The following is a 16,636-nucleotide window of genomic DNA, read 5'->3' on the forward strand; positions in this document are numbered from 1 at the left end:
AAACTCGCAAGCATCTCCCGCTAATCCTTGATATCCCGGTTCTCGTCATAGCCCATATGGCCGTCGCTATGCTGAATCATCAAGCTCAGGCCTTTGCTCTGCACAGCAGCCTCGACGTTCATGTAGATCGGTGTCATCAGCAAACCGGCTTGGTCGTCGACATCCAGGGTCCGTACCAGCCGGCCGGTCTTGATCTCGATCTCCTTGATGGCCTTCATCGTGATGTAGGGGCTCTGGTTTTGATCTTCGGCGCCCTCAATACCGTAGACGCCCAGAAACATTCGATTCTTGGTATGGGACCACATCGGGATTTCGACGATGCCTTCGAACAGCTGCTTGCTGTCGTCGGTGTTATCCAGGCGCCCCACCTGTTGCAGGCTGATCGGCAATGCCCGCTTTCCGTCACTCCAGATGCCGCTTGCCCCCTGTTCGGTCACCGTCAATGTAATCGGGCACTGATTGTCAGGCTCCTCGCAGAGCGTCAGTTGATTTTCAGTCTGCTGCTTGCCATGCAGGGCGATTGGAATGAGATGCTTATCGTAGTAGTAACTGCCGTCGACCTTGCCCAGTTTGTCCTGTTGCAGCGACACATAGGTCTGGAGCGATACATGCACCGGGTGGTCGCCGAGGGTGCCGGTGTAATTGCGAACCTCATACCAGCCTGCCCACGCAGCCAGCGGCAAGCAGGCCAAAAGGCCCAGCAACAGAGAAGTGATTTTTTTCATGCCAGGCAGATCCTTGTGAGCGTTCGTCCAAAAGGTTGGCAGTCTAAGGGTTGCTTTCGGATTTTGCTGTTGTGACGAGTGTCAGCGGCTCTTTGAATCCATCGCAGATTGCTGCTCTGGTGGCACATATCCCCTGGGGAGAAAGCACCGCCACAACCGAAATTAAAAAACCGTCTACTCACCCCAAGAGGTGGGTAGACGGTTGGTGCGCCTCAATCATGCTGGGGCAGGGTGGTGAATCGTACTCCGACGGCAAGAGCAGGGTGGTGACGCTCCTGTCCGCGTTTGTGATGATCAAAATCTTCTTCTGCATGCCGGCATCCACCTCGTACGGTGAAAGCAACCTCAATTCGCAGTGCATTGGCTTGGCCGGTCACTTGCACAACGACGAGATGCAGCGCCAACCAACGATGTGAACCGTTTTGTTCCAGGCATTTTCAGAGAAAAAGATTGATAGTGTGAGTCGCTGAGCGTGCTGCTCAGTAGGGGGATTGAATTTCATGGGGCTCTCCGGAAAAACCCAAAACGGAGAGACACCTCGCCTGGACGGGGAGTGCTCCCCGCATGGGCAAAAATGATAGGTCAGTCGGCGCGTGGACAATGCCCGCGCTTTAAAGCAAATGGGCTACAGGTAGAAACCTGTTGACCGAGGTCGAAGCCCTTGATCAGTTTGCTGGAAGCTTTCCAAGAAAATCATAGGCCAGCTTGATACAAGGAAGAATGACCAACACCATGATGATTTTGATCATCAAGGCTAGGTTGCTGGTTGTTTTTCTCAGGTCTGAGATATCTTTTTGAAAGGAAAGCTGAAGTGCTGCACCCAGATCTTTAGTCTCGGATCGAAGTGCACTGCCTAGAATCTTCATCTCGGACCGTAGTTCGGTACCTAGGCTCTTCATCTCGCCCCGTAGCTCGTTACCTAGACTCTTCATCTCGGACCGTAATTCGTTACCTTGACTCTTGATCTCGCCTCGAAGCTCTGTACCCAGAGCTTCGATGGACTTGTTCAGGCGCGTCTCGGTTTGAGCGAGATCAGACTTTGTCGCCAGTGTCTTCAATTCAACCTCCCAAGCTTCAACAACAGCTTTGGCGTGATCGCGGCTGACATTCACGGCTGTCAGCGCTTCGTATAGATTAACCGCCAGATTCACAGTGTCTCTCCTACACAATGCATTTGCGACAACGAGAGCCCACCTGACGGTAGATTCCCGTCATCAGTGGGGCCAAGCATCCGGTCGACGATCGTCTTGACGACGGTTCGCACTTCCGAATGCGTGGCGAACTAGGGTTGATCAGTGCACTAAACGCGCACCGTAGCCTTGAAGATCATGGCTACCTGGGTGGGTGCTGCCAACGACAGCGATCCATACCTCATCATTGACCCAAAACTACGGGGTCGAATAGTCAGACGGTGCCTACACTGCTGTAGGCCAACCGATCTTCCTCGGCACGACACATGTCCCCAGGCTCTGCCATACACGGCAAGGTATTGGGTAGCCCCATGGAACTGCGCTCCGTCCAGTATCACGAAGGCGTACGTCCCCGAGGGATACGTTTCCCCCGTGGGTGAAAAGAGGCGCCAGTGAGGGCGCCTTGAGTGGGTAAACGATCAGGCCGCGCTTTGCGCGTCCGGCGAGTGTCCGGTGTGTCCTGACTCCCCTGATACATCTGGCGCGTCAGAAACATGAGGATGATCAGCGGACCCGACATCATCAGCGGCTGCTGAGGGCGCTGAGCCTGCGTTCTCTTCCTCGACCGGTGCGGTGTACACCACATCGCCATTGATCATCATCATGGACATCGACAGCAGATTTGCCCGGAGACTCGCGCCTGGCTGACCTTGTTTCTCGCCCTGTTGGTAGATGTAAGGGACGACCCAGAGGCCGCTGAGGAGAAACCGCACAAAAACGGTTTCACCAGAGTTGATGGCCTTGGCGCACTTTTTGATGAGTTCCTTGGCAACGGTACCGATGACCCGGCAGTCGTAATCGGTGTAACTGCAATCGTCAGCAGCACCGTGGAGTGCCGATACTCTGACCAGTTGATAGGCGTCCCCTTTGGGGGGATCGATCGTACGTGCGTTGCTCAAATAGGCAAAACCACGGATGTGTTGATTGAAGTACTTCTTTTCTTCAGCAGTGGACTCGCTCATGTGCTTCTCCTTTTCAGCAGGGAAATGGGGAGGCACTTGCCCCAATGGGGAAGTGTCTTCCCCGTTGGGTGGTGCAGCATGCGTTCGCTCACCGGCATGGCTGATGAGTGACCGCATTACTGAACGCGACAGCGGTCTTGGGTCGATCACGCGACTGGCGCGTTGTAGCCTCCTAGATCATGACTACCTGGAAAGGTCGCCGACAACGTCAGCAGAACACGCCTCAAGCATGTAAAAGCTCTCAGCCCCAGTCCAGTCCGTTTCACCGACAGAATCTGTAGGACAACTCACTTTGAAAACCTCGCAGCGATCCGCCACGCGGCAGTGAAAACAAGATGGACGCAGACCTGTTTTCCCATGGCGGCAGTCGGTCCCAAAAGGGCATAAAGCAAAGGCGAAAAAGGAAGGGGGCAAGGGAAACAAAACGAAGGGAAAAGGGCCTACCCGAAAAGGCAGTCTGCCCCCAAAAGAAAAGGGCTGTTTTCCCCACGGATATGGATGACACCTGAATGCTCTGGCGCTGGCTGCTGAAAAAACCTGCTGTAAACTCCACCACGAACAAAGGCGATCCTGGTGCCGAATACTTCACGCCTCAGTCGGCGACGGCGCTTCTCTCTACCCCGCGTCGACAAAAAGTCCTGGGGCATATCTGGCAACTTGTCTCGCTTTCACGCCAGCAGTTCACGGACCTCTACCTGGCGCCCATCGAGCGCTACGCCGAACTGGTCCAGCAACTGCCCGCCTCGGAAAACCATCACCATGCCTATCCCGGCGGCATGCTCGACCACGGCCTGGAAATTGTGGTCTACGCCCTCAAGCTGCGACAGCAGCACCTGCTGCCGATAGGGGCAGGTGCCGAAGCACAAGCTGCTCAGACTGAGGCCTGGAGCGTCACGATTGCCTATGCCGCGCTGCTGCACGACATTGGCAAGATCATCGTCGATGTTCAGGTGCAGACGTCCGATGGCGCGCCGTGGCATCCCTGGATGGGGCCCCTCGACCAACCTTATCGTTTCAAGTACGTCAAAGATCGTCCCTACAAGCTCCACGGCGCTTCGGCAGGCTTGCTCCTCACCCAGATACTGCCCCATTCGACACTCAACTGGCTGATCTCCTATCGCGAGCCCTGGAGTGCCCTGACCTATGTCCTGGCCGGGCAGTATGAGCAGGCAGGTATTCTCGGCGAACTGGTTATCCAGGCTGATCAGGCATCAGTGGCCCAAGAGCTGGGCGGCAACCCGACCAAGGCACTGGCAGCACCGAAATCATCCCTGCAACGACGGCTGATCGAGGGACTGCGCTACCTGGTCTGCGAACAACTGAAGCTCAACCAGTCACGTGCCTCGGACGGCTGGTTGACCGAGGAGGCGTTGTGGCTGGTCAGCAAGCCGGCGGCCGACAAGCTTCGTGCCCACCTGCTGTCCCAGGGGGCAGAGGGCATACCGTCATCGAACCCCACATTGTTCAACGTGCTGCAGGACAACGCGATCATTCAGGTCAGTCCTGAAGGCAAGGCGATCTGGACCGCCACGATTCAAAACGGCAAATGGAAAAAGACCCTGACCTTTCTCAAGGTCGCCCCCGCATTGATCTGGGAGAAGGCAGAGCGACCACCGGCCTTTACCGGCTCAGTCACCCTGGAAGTGACCGCCGAGAAGAACGAAGAGGATGAGCACACCGGTGACCTCGATCACCCTGCAAGCGCGTATTCACCGCTTGAGCCGACCTCGTCCTGGGGCGCTCCACCGGATTGGCCCCAATCGCCCGAGCAGGAGGACATTGCACCCGCGGCTCCCCCTCGCTACATCACCGACGTCCCGGACCTCGATGATGACCAGGTATCGCAATGGGCACTCGCATTGGATCACCCTGAGCGCGACACCCATGAGGCCACCCGTGCCAACGCGGGGCTGATCCCAACCGAGCGCCCTGATCCCTCAGTGGCGCCCACCGACAACAAGACCGAATCGCCGCCTGGAATGGCTCCCCGATCCGCAGCTGCTTCTTCGGCGAAGAAAACAGCTCAATCCAACGCTCACACCGCACAACCCGACGCAAGTCCAGAGGTGCTGGGAAAGACCTTCATGAAGTGGCTTCGTCAAGGCGTCCTCACCAACAAGATCATCGTGAATGACGCCACCGCAAAGGTACACAGCGTGGTCGGCACGGCCTTTCTCGTCTCCCCGGGAATCTTCCAGCGTTACGCGGACGAACACCCAGAGACCGCTCGGGCTGCACAGTTGCACGGCACCAATGGCTGGCGCTGGGTTCAACGCTGTTTCGAGAAGCTGGAGTTGCACCGCAAGGATGAAGCAGGCCGCAGCCTATGGGCCTGCCAGATCCAGAGCTCACGCAAGGCCCGCGACATCAAGGGCTACCTGCTCAAGGATCCCTTGCTGATCTTCACGGAGAGGCCCTACGACAATCCCTACCTGCAAGTGAAGGAGTGAACGCTCAGCGTCGTGATGAATGGTCTGTTCCATGAGCGTTTGCACGAGTGTGAGCCCGGTCGTAAGTAGGCGCATAACGCCGCGTAAAGCGGCTTTTTGGGGTTCGCGTTATGGCGAGCTGTGAGCAGGAGGCTTAGCCCTGCCGGTTCCAACTTACCGGTCTGCGAACCTGCGTGCAGTTCGCCATCCTTGTGTCTTCCAGGATTTTCAACCGGGGTCAGGTCTGCGGCAGGATCGGCGCGTTCGGTGCAAGAAAGGGCTTCAGGTCGTGCCACGGAATGATGACCTCGGTCGTCCCATACGCGTAGGCCAGCACGGCATATGGATTAATAGTAATCAATAGACCGTCTTGAGTAAGCGTCCAGCTACGGACATCAATTGCTGCGCGCTCGACCCACTTGCGTTCTATTGGCGTGCCTTCAGCTTTCTGTTCGATGGCCTCGTAGCTTCGGTTGGTCAAAAAGTCCTTCCAAGCGGTGTCGATGTTGAACAGATCCGAAGTTTCAAGAGGATGGAGGTTCGGTTCAATAATGTACGTGATGCCGGTACTTCCGCCATGGCCATGCGCCGTGCCGTGGCAGTATTCCCAGCTTGTTGTCTTGACGCTGATCACCTTCGTCGAAGCGCTGGTCACTTCAGCACCGAAGTATTCGTCGCCATGCCTGGAGTCGCAACCCGACTCAACCGCGCGCTTTGCCTGTTCTGCCATTGCCGAATTCCATAACGCAATCGTCGGTGACAGCGGTGCATCGATTCGTGGCGCGCCGGTATGGATTTCGTAGGTTTGATCGGTTTCGTCGTGAGTGTCCGCAGAAAAGTAGTCGCTACGGCTGAACAGGTAGGGCCCGATCGTAACCGCCGCGGTAGAAAGTTCCTTGAGACGATCCGTATAGCGCCTGGTCAGGCAGAATCCGACGCTAGCGGTGTCCTGAGGTGTAAAGCAGAGATCGCGTACGAAGTGCAACCATTGTCGTTGCCCGTCTCGCAGGATGGTCTGCCCGTCCACTGACAAACGTTGCATCGCGGCGTTATACGAGGTTGCAATTGAGCTATCCAGCGTTGATAGCGCCGGGTCGGCGCAAACTGCTTTTTCTAACGGTGAATGGGCTTTGTCGCAATCGAAACTCGCGGCGGACGCAATCGTTGGTATCAGGTACATCATGACCAGCGCACGCTTAATCATTCAACGGTCCTTGTCTTCTGTTTGGGAGAAACTGAGTGCAGCGCCTGTGCTCATCATGCCATTTTAAAAGGCTTGAGAGACTGCTCACGAGACTTTTTGGCATCGCATCGTCGATGCTGCATCAAGTGCTCAATTCTCTTCCAGAGATATGACTAGGCGAGTCATCACAGAGTTTTTCGTGGTCATTGAGGGCGCAATCGATCTTGCCACCGGCATTCTATCCGCGCAGGGCGCCCTGATAGGGTGAAAATTGCTAAGAGCACCCGGTTTCCGTGTTTATGGCTGGGTCGCCAGGAGCAGGAAAAACTGAGGTGTCCAGGGGGAGAAAAAGGACGGAAGGAACATTCTTTGCTCGGAGTTTTTCAGGCAGTCCTATGCTGCAAAGGCCTCGGTCTGCACACTCAGGCGCCCATTTGAGCACGCGCTCCAAGTAGATATCATCAAGGACAACGATGGGACAAACGGTGGCATTGGCATCGACCTTTCAGCCGACGAAGTTGACGGGTTCGCCGAGCAGCCCTAGCCTCACAAAGAGTTGGAAGCGTTTTGAACGGAGCATCTCAATGAGTGACGAAAAAGTAATATTAGAGGTTTCGACGAAGACGCATGGCTCTTCGGCGATGTCTGATTTTTTCCGTTATGGGTCTGTGGAGGAAAAACGAGCGGTCTACTCTGCTGCTGCCTCTATTGCAATTTGCGAACAGAGGGACGTTATTCGCTCAGTCAAATCCGACGATGTGATTGTCGCAAAATGTAAATAATTGCCTCGTTATTGATCTCTAAGCCTAGCGCTGGTTTTTTGTATCTGGCGCCCAGTTAATTCCGAAACGTGACCCAAGGAAACCTTTAGGCCATTCCCATGAACAGCTTCCTGGCGCAGGCACAAAACAACCAGTGGTCGAACCGGCGATTGCTTTGTGCATGCTTCGCGTTAAGCCACGAAGAATACGTGGCTACACGAACGAGCTTCTTTCCCTCTATCGAACGAACGCTGTTGCATATATTGGACGTGGATCAGTTCTACCTCGCCGCACTGGAGCTTGATCTGGAAGGGCAACGCAAAGAACTCCCTTTAGACTTGTCGCTTCAGCAGATAGCGCGGCTTCAATCGGCTATAGACGGCCGACTGATCGCTTATTGCGAGCGGTTGGATGAGAGCTCATTGGGTTGCCAAGCAGGGGTTGTGCGGGCGGAGGGAATAGTACTGGAGCGGGTTGACCGCCTGCTGCTGCACCTATTCCAGCATCAGATCCATCACCGGGGACAAGTTCACGCGATGCTGTCCGGCACCCGTGTTGCACCTCCACAGCTTGACGAGTTTTACCTGGATGGAGATCTGCCACTACGAGCTTTGGACGAGGATCGGCTTACCTTCCCTCCGACGAACGCTCCATCACGCCCAGCCCCCTGAAGTACCCATATCTAGGCGGGCGGGTGGTGCTCGGCAGCGTGCATTGCCAGGTAGGCTTTGAGGTTTTCGTCACCTAACCCCAAGGTGTATAAGATTTCAGCCGTGAAACTGACCGGAGCGATACCTGGCGCCGTAATGTCAGAGATCTCCGGTGTTCAGATGTTGTAGCCGCCCGCGACTTCAATGGTTTGAGCGTTGATCCACGCACCTTCCTCGGACATGAGCATGGCGATGACGCGCGCCACATCTTCGGGTTCGCCCACTCGGCCCAGCGCGGTTTGCGCGGCCAGCATTGCCTCGAATTCGTCATTCAGTCCGCCGCCCAACTCGGTGCGAATCGCGCCGGGTGATACGGCATTGGCGCGAATACGGCGCTCGCCAAACTCCTTCGCCATGTAACGGGTGAGCACTTCCAGTCCGCCTTTGAATGCGGCGTAAGGGGCTACGCCTGCAGTGGCCGCACGGGTCGTCGCACTGGTGATGTTGACGATACTGGCGTTGTCCTCCAGCAGTGGTAGAAGAGCCTGGGTCAGGAAAAAAGGACCTTTGAGGTGAACATTGCACAGCCCGTCGAACTGCGCTTCGCTGACCGACTGCAAGGGGTTGAACAAGCCATAACCTGCATTATTGACCAGCCCGCTAAGGCTGTTGACGCCCCAGACTTCTTGTAAGGCCAAAACGACCATCTCACGAAAAGCCACGAAACTGCCCACATCCGCGACGTCGAGCCTGAGCGCAACAGCCTTGCCACCGGCTTGTTCGATTCGTCCGACCACCTGAGCCGCCGCTTCGGGATGCTTGTTGTAGGTGAGAATGACACCCGTGCCGCGCAGGGCGATGTGTTCAGCTGTGCTGGCACCGATTCCACGGCTGCCTCCGGTAATGACGATGACGCCCATGGCGTATTCCTCTGTCAGTGAAATGAGTGACCACAGTACCCAGGGGCCTCTCTCACGACGCAACCGTTCCTACTCGATACTTGCCTGTTTCTGCTTTTTGCTTGCACGGCGAACCTTGCTGCGTTCAGCATCTGCTCTATGAACAATCAACTGAATGAACTCCGGTCATTGGCCGCCAGGGCTGAGAATCGTCGGACCGAGACGGGCATCCCGCGCGTGGCCATGGTGCAGGGCAAGATTCCCGAGCACATGCTGGCCGCCGTGTATGACCCGATGATCAACCTGATCCTGCAAGGCAGCAAAACGATGACCATCGGCGACCGTACGCTGCGGTACGACCCGGCCACGTATTTCGTCATGTCCATCGAGTTGCCAGCGGTAGGCACAGTACACCCGGCTGAATCAGGGGAACCCTACCTGGCCGTCAGCCTGACCCTCGACCCCACGGTGCTGTCGACATTGCTGGCTGATCTTCCCAAACCGCCCGGGCGATACGACAACGCCCCCGGTTTTTCAGTGGCCGCCGTCACGCCAGAGCTGATGGACGCCTGGGTGCGAATGCTGCGCTTGATGGACAACCCCGAAGCCATTGCCGCTTTGGCTCCTGCCTATGAGCGCGAGATTCTGTTTCGTGTACTGCAAGGGCCCCATGGCTGGATGCTCCGCGAAATCGCAGCGCCCGACACCGCCATGGCGCGAGTGAATCTGGCTATTCAGTGTATTCGTCGGGATTTTACCGAGTCCCTCTCCGTGGAAAGCCTTGCGCAGAAAGCGGCGATGAGCGTTTCCGCCTTCCACCGGCACTTCAAGGCCGTCACCACGCTGAGTCCATTGCAGTATCAGAAGCGGATACGCCTACTCCAGGCCAGAACGTTGATGGTGGCCAGCGCCAAAAGCGTCACGGCCGCTGCCTTTGAAGTGGGCTATGAAAGCGCCACCCAATTCACCAGAGACTACGCTCGGGTATTTGGTCTGCCGCCCCGCAGAGATACGGCGAGAATCCTGGGGGAAACCGGAATTGGCCGTCGCTAGTGGGTGACAGCCATGATCGACGGTGCGTTCCGTCCCTGAGTACCTCCAAGCGCTAAATGCAGCATGCAGAAAGACTCACGAAACACGTTTACTCCATTAAATTCATCGCTCGAAGTGCTTCCTCAGCAGCCTCGTGATCTTGTACCGAAGAACCGCCGGAAATCCCTATGCCTCCTGCTATCTGGCCATCGATGATGATCGGCACACCGCCACCTACCGGCGTCAGCCGTGGATGGTGAGCCAGCGGAGCTACGGTGGGTTCAGCCATGTATTGATTCCATTGGGAGGTGGACATGCCGAATGACGCTGCCGTCCACGCCTTGTCGGTTGCTACCGCGACGGTCAAAAAGGGGACGTTGTCTGCGCGCTCCAATACCTGCAAGTGGCCGCCAGAATCGGTAATCGCGATGGTCGCCGCGAAGCCGCGAGCGGCGCAGGCTTGGCGCGCTTTGGCGAGAAGCTCGTGAACGGCATCGAGGCTGAGCTGGGTGGTGGTGATGGTTTGAACGGTCATGAAAACCCCGAATCTGAATAGGTATTGAGGGAAAGGTCAGCGAACCAGGACGACTTTGCCGATCATGTCGCCGGCTTCTACAAGCGCGTGGGCCTTGAGCAGGGCAGCGGCATCAGTGCCTTCGATCGTCACGGTTGGCGTCGGCACCAGATCGCCTCGATCAATCAGCTGTGCGACGCGACGGAGCAAGGCATGCTGTCGAGCGATGGTCCGTGTGGTGAAGATCGAACGGGTGTACATCAGCTCCCAATGAATGGAGATGGATTTCGACTTGAAAGGACCAATGTCCAGATTTTGCGGATCGTCGATCAGCGCAAACTGACCTTCGGGCCGCATGACCGCAGCGATTTGCGTCACATAGCCGGCGCTTCCATTGAGCCCGGCAACATAATCCACCTCCGTAATCCCCAGCGCCGCGAGCTGTGGCGCCCAGGGTTGATGGTGGTCAATGACGTGATGAGCGCCATGGTCGAGCACCCATTCGCGTGTCTGTGCCCTTGAAGCCGTACCGATCACTGTAATGCCGGTCAAGCGGCGGGCGAGCTGGGTCAGAATGGAGCCCACGCCACCGGCTGCACCCACTACCAACAACACCCTGGCCTCGGTGGGGTCGGCATCGTGGATCCGCAGGCGATCGAAGAGTAATTCCCAGGCGGTAATGGTCGTTAGGGGTAATGCCGCTGCGTCGGCGAAGTCCAAGGACTCAGGCATTGGGCCGACGATTCTCTCATCCACGGCCTGTAGCTCGGCGTTACAGCCTGGTCGTGTGATATCGCCCGCGTACCAGACTCGATCGCCGGGTTTGAATAACGAGACACGCGCTCCAATCTCGCGAACGATGCCCGCCGCATCCCAGCCCAGAATGCGTGGGGCCCCGTTGGGAATATCGCCCTTCGCGCGGATCTTGGTATCTACCGGGTTGACTGAAATAGCCCTGATCTCGACCAGCAGGTCGTGCTCGCCAAGGGTCGGTGTTGGCCGTTCGAGATCCTCAAGGGCCTGAGGATGGTCAACGGGGTGATTGTGATAAAAACCAACGGCTTTCACAGGCAAATTCTCCAAGCAAGGACAAAGCACGCCGCCGCAATGGAGGTCATTGCGCGCTGGGCGTGAGGCATTGTGTCTTTCCTGTATTTGTGGAGAAATAGGCAAATTCCGGTAACACTTTCCGTGGTTTCAAGAAAATGATCAGATTGGACGATATTGAAATTTTCGTTTGCTCAGTGGAGTCAGTCAGCTTCTCTGAGGCCGCCCGGCAGATGAACATCTCGCCGGGCCTGGCTAGCGTGGCCATACAGCGATTGGAAAAGACGTTGAAAACGCGCTTGTTCACGCGCTCCACGCGTAGCCTTCAACTCTCTGAAGATGGAGAGCGTTATTTGCCCCATGCGCGGGCCTTGTTGGAGGCGCAACGCCAAGGCCGCGCCGCATTGGCACATGAGCAGTGCGAGTTATCGGGGCCGCTCAGGCTCTCGGTGCCTTCCGATTTTGGTCGCAATCTGCTGCTGGACTGGCTGGACGAATTTCAGCAGCAACATCCCAAACTTTCGCTGCATCTGAGGATGAGCGACCGCGCCGCCGACTTGTTGCGCCAGCCGTTGGACGCTGCGTTGCGCTATGGCGCGTTGGCGGACTCATCATTGGTCGCCTTACCGCTGATCGAGAATAACCGGCGCGCGTTGTGCGCCTCGCCGAGTTACCTGGAGCGCGTTGGCGCGCCGCAGGGCATTGATGACCTGCGTCGGCACAATTGCCTGCGTTTTGTGTGGAGCGAACAGATCCATGAGCGATGGCGCTTCATGCTGCCCGAAGGCGAGCGATCCGTATCTGTCTCCGGTGACCGCATCAGTGATGATGCCGACGCCGTTCGTCGTTGGGCCGTTGCCGGGCGAGGACTGATCTATAAATCGCGGCTGGATCTGATCCCCGACCTGCTTGCCGGGCGCCTGGTTGAAGTCCTTCCCAGTCGTTATTGCGAACCGTCACCCTTGCATCTTGTGTGTGCACATCGTTCCCGGCTGACGCCGGTGATTACGCAGTTGCGTAGCTTTTTGCAGGCGCGTTGTGAAGGGCTTGCGGCAAGCTGTGTGCCCCCTGGATAGGTGGCATGCAGGGAAGGGGACGCATTTATTTTAGAGGAAATAAATATGCCCCCTTTTTGCTTGTGTCTTCACCACAGGCTCACCGACATCCCACCTCTTTGAGATCCGTCTTATTCACCTACCGCCTCGCCACGCTTAACCTCTCGGCGATGAAACTCACACATTTCCTGCAACCTCTCGACTCTTCCTTTTCGACGCCCAAGGCTGCGCGCAAGCTGCTGCACCTATTCGCCCTGGCGTTGGTGCTCGGCGTGTACGCAGGCGCCTACAGTTACTTGCGCGCGGCGTTCAGCGAGGAGATTTCGTTGCGGCGTAGCTACATGAATGAGGCGATTTCCGATGCCCAGAGTTTTTTTGTCAGCCGCCAGACGCTGTTGAAAAGCCTCGGCCTGTCGACCGTGCGGCATGTCACGCCGCCGGTGGGCAACCTCAACACTGTGCCGGCCGAAGAGGTGCACATCACCCTGGGCGAGGTGGGCAATCTCTGGAGCCTGTGGCTGACCAAACGCATGCTCGACTACCTGGAGGCCAACCAGGTCAATCTGATTTACGTGGCACAGCGTGCCGAGCCTGAGGTGGAGCGCCTGTTTACCGTCGACGTTGCACCGCAGAGCGTGCCGCCGTCGGTGTTGCAGCGCTTGATGGCGGTGGACACCGGCAAGGTTTCGGTCAGCGATGAGTTGTGGCTGACCGAGCAGAACCGCCTGGGTTCGCCGCTCTACATCTTCACCCGCCTCGACGACCGTAGCCCCACCTCGGGTTGGCTCGGGTTGGAGGTGGACGGGCCGGACCTGATCAACGCCTTGCAGCATGAAAAAGCCGGCGACTTCATGTTGCTCGACGGTGCAGGCCAGCTGATTTTCAGCAGCTCGCCGTATCAACCGACGGCCGTGCAGGTGCTGTGTCAGTCTCCTTCCACCGCCAGTTTCGGCTGGGAGGGCAGTGGCTGGTTGCCGGACCGATTGGCTATTCGAAAGCACCTGGGGTTTTCCCAATGGCAGATCGTCTACAGCCTGGAGTTGCGTTCACTGTTGCCCAGCCTGGCCTTGCCGTTCCTGGTGTGCCTGATGCTGTGCGTATTGGCGAGCCTGGGGATGGTACGGCTGGTGCGGCGCATCGATCAGCGGTTGATTATTCCGGCGGCCAATCGCATCGAAGCCCTGGTGGAGAGTGAGGCGTTCAGCAGCGCGGTGATTCGTATCGCCCCGGTGGCCTTGTGTGTACTGCGTCGCAGCGATGGCGAGGTGGTGCTGGAAAACCCCTTGTCTCGCCAATGGCTGGGCGACGGTCAGGAGCGCCAGCAACTGCGCCACGGCTGGATTCGCCGCGCCTTCCATGAGTCCGAGCAAGGCAGTAGCGACGAGCTGCAACTGGCCGACGGTCGCCACCTGTACCTGAGCTTCGCACCCACCCGTTACCAGCGTGAAGATGTGTTGATCTGCGCCTTCAGTGATATCACCGAGCGTAAACAGGTGGAGTTGGCATTGCAGCAGGCGCGCACGCTGGCGGACGCGGCGAATGAGGCCAAGACCCTGTTCCTGGCCACCATGAGCCATGAAATCCGCACGCCGCTGTATGGGGTGTTGGGTACCCTGGAATTGCTGGCGCGCACCGACCTCAACGGCCAGCAGCGCGGTTACCTGAATGCCATTGAAGGCTCGTCGGCGAATTTGCTGCAAATGATCTGCGACGTGCTGGATGTGTCGAAAATCGAGGCGGGGCAACTGTCCCTCGAATTCAGTACCTTCTCGCCGATCGAGTTGGTGCAGGAGGTGATCCAGGGTTACGCGGGCGCCGCCCAAGGCAAGGGCTTGCAGTTATTTGCCTGCCTAGACCCGCAGTTGCCCGACCGCGTGCGCGGGGACGCCACGCGTATTCGCCAGATCCTGAATAATCTGCTGAACAATGCGCTGAAATTCACCGAGAGCGGGCGGATTGTGTTGCGCCTGCGTCTGGAAGACCGTGAAGACGAGCGCGCCCTGTTGCAGTGGCAGGTGGTCGACACCGGCAAGGGCATTGCCGAGCAAGACCAGCCATACCTGTTCGAGCCGTTCTTCCAGGTCGGCGGCAATGCCAATGTGGTCGCCGGCAGCGGCCTGGGCTTGTCGATCTGCAAGCGGCTGATGCATTTGATGAACGGCACGTTGCGCGTAGTCAGCGAGCCGGGCCTGGGCAGCAGTTTTTCCTTCACGTTACCGTTGGAGCAGGTCTGCGACGACCGCCAGGCGCCCTGGGCGCAACCGCTGCTGGGCGAACGCGTGTACGTGGTGTCGCCGGTGCGTGAGCTGGCGGAAAGTGTCGGTGGCTGGTTGCGCCGCTGGGGTGCGCGGGCGCAACTCGGTGCGCCGGAGTCCGCCGAGGCCGATCCCGGCGCGGTGCTGGTCGAGTTGTATCCCGGCCCGACCGAGCCCGGCCAGTGGTTGCATTGGTCCGGGCCGCGGGTGATGGCCGCTGTCGATGAACAGGGCGCTTATCCGTGGCAGATCGGCCTGAATAACTTGCAGGCGCTCAACCGTGCGGTCAGTCGCGCCCAGGGCAGCGAAGCGTTGCTGTCGCCGAGGATCAGCGAGAAACCCACCGAGTTCAGCCTCAACCTGCGCTTGCTGGTGGCCGAAGACAACCTGATCAACCAGCTGATCTTGCGCGACCAGTTGGAAGAGCTCGGCTGCAGCGTGGTGCTGGCCGGCGACGGGATTGAAGCGCTGTCGCTGTGGGGCGATACGGCGTTCGACATGGTCCTCACCGACGTCAACATGCCGCGCATGAACGGCTACGAACTCACCGAGCAACTGCGCCGCCTGGGCTGCTCGCTGCCGATCATCGGCGCCACCGCCAATGCGATGCTCGACGAAGCCGAGCGTTGCCTGAACGCGGGCATGGATCATTGCCTGGTTAAACCGTTCACCCTGCGGGCCCTCTATCAGTGCTTGCATCGCTGCCAGAGGAGGGAGCCTTGAGCGCCTATCGCGTACTCATCGTGGAGGACCATCCCTTTCAGCATGAGTACCTGATCAACGTCTTCCAGGCCATCGGCGGCTTTGACGTCGACGTGGTCTGGGATGGCGCGAGCGCCTTGCAGCGCCTGGCCCGCCAACGTTATGACCTGCTGCTCAGCGACCTCATGATGCCGGAAATGGACGGCGTGCAGTTGATCCAGCAACTGGCGCGGCTTCAGGCACCGCCCGCCTTGGCGCTGATGAGCGTGGCGTCGCGGCGCATGCTGGTGGGAGCCGGGCAGGTGGCGGGGAACCTGGGCCTGACGGTCGCCGGGCTGATTACCAAGCCGGTGTGTGAGCCGCAGGTGCGTACCTTGCGCGATTGCCTCGACAAACTGGCCGAACAGGCGCGCACGCCGTGTTGCCGCCAGCGCGGCAGCCATGGAGATAACCTCGCGGGGGCCTTGGCCAATGGTGAAATCCAGGCCTGGTTCCAGCCGAAAAAGTCCCTGCAAGACGGCCGCATCGTCGGCGCCGAAGCCCTGGCGCGCTGGGTCCACCCGCAGGAGGGCCTGTTAATGCCGGCTGAGTTCCTCGGTGAAATCGAGCGGCTGGGCCTGGAAACCCAACTGTTGACCTGCATCCTCGCCCAGACCCTGACCGCCCAGGCCCAATGGGCGCAGTTGGGTTACCGGTTGCCGGTGTCGATCAACCTGCCCACCCATCTGCTCGACCAATGCGACCTGGTCGACCGCCTGCTTGCCCAGGTACAGAGCCGCGACGCCGAGCCCCGGCAAATCACTTTCGAGTTGATGGAAAGCTCCACGACGCGGTTGCCCAGTAACTACTACGCTGGAGCATGTCGCTTACGCATGATGGGCTTCGGGCTGGCGCAGGACGATTTCGGCAAGGGGTTCAGTTCCTATTTCAACCTGGTGTCGACGCCGTTCAATGAGCTCAAGATCGACCGCTCGCTGGTGCATGGTTGTGCACAGAACGAGAGCCTGGCGTCGGCCTTGCAGAGCATTGTCGAACTGGGCCGCAAACTCGGGCTGACTACCCTCGCTGAAGGCGCGGAAACCCAGGCCGAGCTTGCGGTGTTGCGGCGTATTCGCTGCGATCAGGTGCAGGGCTTTCTGATCTCCCAGGCCGTGGCGGCGGAGAAATTCAATGCATTGTTAATAGAGGATGGCCCGGCGCCATCACTTCTCTGAGCGGCAGGGGTCACACAG

16 protein-coding genes are annotated in these 16,636 nt (G+C 58.3%); 9 read left to right on the forward strand and 7 right to left on the reverse strand.

What is annotated here, in order from left to right; all coding sequences use genetic code 11:
- Positions 1-20 precede the first annotated feature (20 nt).
- Positions 21-725: a hypothetical protein gene (locus tag HX866_RS11870; protein ID WP_177139717.1), complete on the reverse strand. Its 705-nt coding sequence runs from the start codon at positions 723-725 to the stop codon at positions 21-23.
- Positions 726-796: 71 nt separating this feature from the next.
- On the opposite strand from HX866_RS11870, the gene HX866_RS11875 reads away from it, so the two are divergent.
- Positions 797-1,141 (forward strand): hypothetical protein, encoded by a 345-nt coding sequence (locus HX866_RS11875; protein ID WP_177139719.1) that lies wholly within the window; start codon positions 797-799, stop codon positions 1,139-1,141.
- 249 nt (positions 1,142-1,390) lie between these two features.
- Here the strand turns inward: HX866_RS11875 and HX866_RS11880 are convergent, their stop codons facing one another.
- Both HX866_RS11880 and HX866_RS11885 read right to left on the reverse strand, forming a co-directional pair.
- Complete coding sequence (locus tag HX866_RS11880) at positions 1,391-1,876, reverse strand: DUF1640 domain-containing protein (protein ID WP_177124585.1); 486 nt, start codon at positions 1,874-1,876, stop codon at positions 1,391-1,393.
- A 458-nt stretch (positions 1,877-2,334) separates the two neighbouring features.
- Positions 2,335-2,877 (reverse strand): DUF3577 domain-containing protein, encoded by a 543-nt coding sequence (locus tag HX866_RS11885; RefSeq protein WP_177139721.1) that lies wholly within the window; start codon positions 2,875-2,877, stop codon positions 2,335-2,337.
- Positions 2,878-3,386: 509 nt separating this feature from the next.
- On the opposite strand from HX866_RS11885, the gene mobH reads away from it, so the two are divergent.
- A complete protein-coding gene (gene mobH / locus HX866_RS11890; protein ID WP_177139729.1) occupies positions 3,387-5,327 on the forward strand; it encodes a MobH family relaxase in 1,941 nt (646 codons plus the stop codon).
- Between the two features lie 217 nt (positions 5,328-5,544).
- Here the strand turns inward: mobH and HX866_RS11895 are convergent, their stop codons facing one another.
- Positions 5,545-6,510, reverse strand: coding sequence for a DUF3298 domain-containing protein (locus HX866_RS11895; protein WP_177139731.1), 966 nt, complete (start codon positions 6,508-6,510; stop codon positions 5,545-5,547).
- A 278-nt stretch (positions 6,511-6,788) separates the two neighbouring features.
- On the opposite strand from HX866_RS11895, the gene HX866_RS34770 reads away from it, so the two are divergent.
- From HX866_RS34770 to HX866_RS11910, 3 genes are all read left to right on the forward strand, one after another.
- Positions 6,789-6,944 carry a hypothetical protein gene (locus HX866_RS34770; protein ID WP_177139733.1) on the forward strand — a complete coding sequence of 52 codons (156 nt, stop codon included), beginning with the start codon at positions 6,789-6,791 and terminating at the stop codon, positions 6,942-6,944.
- Between the two features lie 129 nt (positions 6,945-7,073).
- Entirely contained in the window at positions 7,074-7,271 is a 198-nt protein-coding gene (locus tag HX866_RS11905; protein WP_177139735.1) for a hypothetical protein, read from the forward strand.
- Between the two features lie 98 nt (positions 7,272-7,369).
- The gene (locus tag HX866_RS11910; protein WP_177139737.1) at positions 7,370-7,921 is read left to right on the forward strand and encodes a DinB family protein; all 552 of its coding nucleotides are present in this window, start codon (positions 7,370-7,372) and stop codon (positions 7,919-7,921) included.
- Positions 7,922-8,076: 155 nt separating this feature from the next.
- Here HX866_RS11910 and HX866_RS11915 read toward each other — a convergent pair whose 3' ends face one another.
- The gene (locus HX866_RS11915) at positions 8,077-8,820 is read right to left on the reverse strand and encodes an SDR family NAD(P)-dependent oxidoreductase (RefSeq protein WP_177093666.1); all 744 of its coding nucleotides are present in this window, start codon (positions 8,818-8,820) and stop codon (positions 8,077-8,079) included.
- 138 nt (positions 8,821-8,958) lie between these two features.
- Between HX866_RS11915 and HX866_RS11920 the strand changes: the two genes are divergently transcribed.
- The gene (locus tag HX866_RS11920) at positions 8,959-9,852 is read left to right on the forward strand and encodes an AraC family transcriptional regulator (protein WP_177139739.1); all 894 of its coding nucleotides are present in this window, start codon (positions 8,959-8,961) and stop codon (positions 9,850-9,852) included.
- 88 nt (positions 9,853-9,940) lie between these two features.
- Here the strand turns inward: HX866_RS11920 and HX866_RS11925 are convergent, their stop codons facing one another.
- Both HX866_RS11925 and HX866_RS11930 read right to left on the reverse strand, forming a co-directional pair.
- Positions 9,941-10,366 (reverse strand): GlcG/HbpS family heme-binding protein, encoded by a 426-nt coding sequence (locus HX866_RS11925; RefSeq protein ID WP_177124594.1) that lies wholly within the window; start codon positions 10,364-10,366, stop codon positions 9,941-9,943.
- A gap of 36 nt (positions 10,367-10,402) precedes the next feature.
- Positions 10,403-11,413 carry a zinc-binding alcohol dehydrogenase family protein gene (locus HX866_RS11930; RefSeq protein WP_177139741.1) on the reverse strand — a complete coding sequence of 337 codons (1,011 nt, stop codon included), beginning with the start codon at positions 11,411-11,413 and terminating at the stop codon, positions 10,403-10,405.
- A 137-nt stretch (positions 11,414-11,550) separates the two neighbouring features.
- Here HX866_RS11930 and HX866_RS11935 point away from each other — a divergent pair, with 137 nt between their 5' ends.
- The 3 genes from HX866_RS11935 (at position 11,551) to HX866_RS11945 (ending at position 16,618) form a co-directional block, all read left to right on the forward strand.
- A complete protein-coding gene (locus tag HX866_RS11935) occupies positions 11,551-12,468 on the forward strand; it encodes a LysR family transcriptional regulator (protein WP_177139743.1) in 918 nt (305 codons plus the stop codon).
- A 149-nt stretch (positions 12,469-12,617) separates the two neighbouring features.
- Positions 12,618-15,425 (forward strand): ATP-binding protein, encoded by a 2,808-nt coding sequence (locus tag HX866_RS11940; RefSeq protein ID WP_177139745.1) that lies wholly within the window; start codon positions 12,618-12,620, stop codon positions 15,423-15,425.
- Positions 15,422-16,618, forward strand: a complete 1,197-nt coding sequence (locus tag HX866_RS11945) for an EAL domain-containing response regulator (protein ID WP_177139747.1) — start codon at positions 15,422-15,424, stop codon at positions 16,616-16,618. The genes HX866_RS11940 and HX866_RS11945 overlap by 4 nt, the downstream gene beginning before the upstream one ends.
- Positions 16,619-16,636: the final 18 nt, after the last annotated feature.

The sequence above is a fragment of the Pseudomonas gingeri genome, from assembly GCF_013386165.1.
Lineage (GTDB): Bacteria > Pseudomonadota > Gammaproteobacteria > Pseudomonadales > Pseudomonadaceae > Aquipseudomonas > Aquipseudomonas gingeri_C.